This window comes from Nostoc sp. CHAB 5715, from assembly GCF_020829685.1.
In the GTDB taxonomy this organism is placed as follows: domain Bacteria; phylum Cyanobacteriota; class Cyanobacteriia; order Cyanobacteriales; family Nostocaceae; genus Nostoc.
In genome coordinates, this window is record NZ_JAIVFR010001034.1 from 1 (window position 1) to 2,493 (window position 2,493).

Below are 2,493 nucleotides of genomic sequence, written 5' to 3' on the forward strand. Positions count from 1 at the left end.
CCGCTTTGATTTTTGAAATTATTTGCGTAGGCGGGGAGTAGGGAATAGGGAGTAGGGAGTAGGGAATCAGGCTTTTCGAGGTGTACGGTGTTTATTCAAAAATCAAATAGGAATCCTATAGCAATCCCGGAGATTGAAAAAAGACATTTGTTGGTTGTTCCCAAAGGCGAATGACTTGGAACCGATGGAAGGTGTCTTCCAGAGTGAATGTTGTTTGTTGCACCAGTTCGGAATTAGTCTGTTGCAGATAAATCACCACTTGGCGCATTCGCTTGTGAGGAAAACGGCGATATACTCGTAACCGATAATCAATCATCCGAAATGGAATATCGACTTTAGGCTGAGTTTGGAATTCCAGATGCAGCACAACTTCCTCAGATTGGAGTAATATCAGCGCATCAGCGCGAATTGGTTCTAAGGAAAGTTCTGAGGGACTTAACTTGGTGAGGGCTACGGGTTCTCCTAGCAGCCAGGTGGCAAAATCACTGGCGAAGGTTTCTACAAGAAATTTGCAAACACTATCAAACATGAGGAAATTTTACCAAGCGGCACAACGATCTTCTTGACTGAAAGTAGTTGATCAGTGGACATAGTTTGAAGTAAAGGTTATGACATAAAAGTCTTCTCAGTGACTAAGTATGAATTACTTCAACAATTTGACATTTCAGGTACTTTGGCATTTGCCTATAAATTTGACAGCACTACTAGCACAAACAATTACCGATCCAGACTTGATGGGTCAGATTGAAAAATCTTGGCGTCACTTTATACAAACAGGTCAAGTGTGGGCATTGTTGATTGGTTTAGTCATTGGCTATATAATTCGGAATCTAACTAGCTACGGTTGAATTTAGGGGGGAGTGGGGAGTAGGGAGTAGGGAGTAGGAAATCAGGAAAATTGTCTTCCTCTCTTCCTAAATCATCACTCCCCATTCCCCACTCCCCACTCCCCTCATAATATTTATGACCAAAGAAGAAACTTGGAGCCAGAGGTTTGAATCAGCGTTGCATCCGGCGATCGCTCGTTTTAATGCCAGTATAAATTTTGATATTGAATTAATAGAATATGACCTTACTGGTTCTCAAGCCCATGCCAAAATGCTCGCTCACACGGGCATTATCTCTCAACAAGAAGGTGAGCAACTAGTTGCAGGTTTAGAACAAATTCGCCAAGAGTACCGCCAGGGGAAATTTCAGCCTGGTGTCGATGCTGAAGATGTACATTTTGCAGTTGAACGGCGACTGACAGAAATTGTTGGCGATGTAGGTAAAAAAGTGCATACAGCGCGATCGCGTAATGACCAAGTTGGTACTGACACTAGACTCTACCTCCGCGACCAAATCCAACAAATCAGAAGCGAATTGCGAGAATTTCAAGGTGTTTTACTAGATATAGCCGAAAAACACGTTGAAACCCTGATTCCTGGTTATACTCACCTACAACGCGCCCAACCCCTGAGTTTAGCTCACCACCTCTTGGCATACTTTCAAATGGCGCAACGCGACTGGGAACGCTTAGGAGATGTTTCTCGCCGCGTGAATATCTCACCCTTGGGATGCGGTGCTTTAGCGGGAACAACTTTCCCCATTGATCGCCACTACACAGCCAAACTCTTGAATTTTGACGATATTTATGCTAATAGCCTTGATGGAGTGAGCGATCGCGATTTTGCGATCGAATTCTTGTGTGCCGCTAGCTTGATTATGGTTCACCTCAGCCGCCTTGCAGAAGAAATCATTCTTTGGTCATCAGAAGAATTTCGCTTTGTCACCCTCAAAGATAGCTGTGCCACAGGTTCCAGTATCATGCCCCAAAAGAAAAACCCCGATGTACCAGAATTGGTGCGGGGGAAAACAGGGCGTGTATTCGGTCATCTCCAGGCGATGTTGGTCATTATGAAGGGGCTACCCTTGGCGTATAACAAAGACCTGCAAGAAGATAAAGAAGGTCTATTTGATAGCGTCAACACAGTCAAAGCCTCTCTAGAAGCAATGACGATTTTGCTCAGGGAAGGCTTAGAATTTCGTAGCCAACGTTTAGCAGAAGCTGTGGCGGAAGATTTTTCTAACGCTACCGATGTCGCAGATTATCTGGCAGCACGGGGCGTTCCTTTCCGGGAAGCTTACAATCTCGTGGGTAAAGTCGTAAAAACTAGTATTGCCGCAGGTAAACTTCTAAAAGATTTGAAATTGGAAGAGTGGCAACAACTACATCCGGCATTTGCGGCAGATATTTATGAGGCGATATCCCCCCGTCAAATTGTCGCAGCCCGCAACAGTTACGGTGGTACTGGCTTTCTACAGGTAAGCAAAGCACTCACAGCCGCCCGCGCTCAAATGGCTCAATGAGGGAGTAGGGGGAGTAGCTTTCAAGGGTAGGTATTTAAAAATTAGGCAGAGGAGAAGGTGATTTGGGAAACATTAAGTTCTGGAGTAAATGTGGGCCAGGGTTCAGGAAAAAAGCCACCTTGTGGTAATGTTAAATGATTAAGA

General features: G+C 44.6%; 2 protein-coding genes and 1 pseudogene. 2 read left to right on the forward strand and 1 reads right to left on the reverse strand.

Features of this window, described 5'->3' with window-relative positions:
* Positions 1-118: 118 nt before the first annotated feature.
* Positions 119-529: pseudogene (locus LC574_RS35415) on the reverse strand (Rpn family recombination-promoting nuclease/putative transposase); the annotation flags it as partial.
* 109 nt (positions 530-638) lie between these two features.
* Here LC574_RS35415 and LC574_RS35420 point away from each other — a divergent pair.
* Positions 639-848 carry a hypothetical protein gene (locus LC574_RS35420; protein ID WP_229458296.1) on the forward strand — a complete coding sequence of 70 codons (210 nt, stop codon included), beginning with the start codon at positions 639-641 and terminating at the stop codon, positions 846-848.
* 115 nt (positions 849-963) lie between these two features.
* Positions 964-2,349 carry an argininosuccinate lyase gene (argH, locus tag LC574_RS35425; protein WP_229458297.1) on the forward strand — a complete coding sequence of 462 codons (1,386 nt, stop codon included), beginning with the start codon at positions 964-966 and terminating at the stop codon, positions 2,347-2,349.
* Positions 2,350-2,493: the final 144 nt, after the last annotated feature.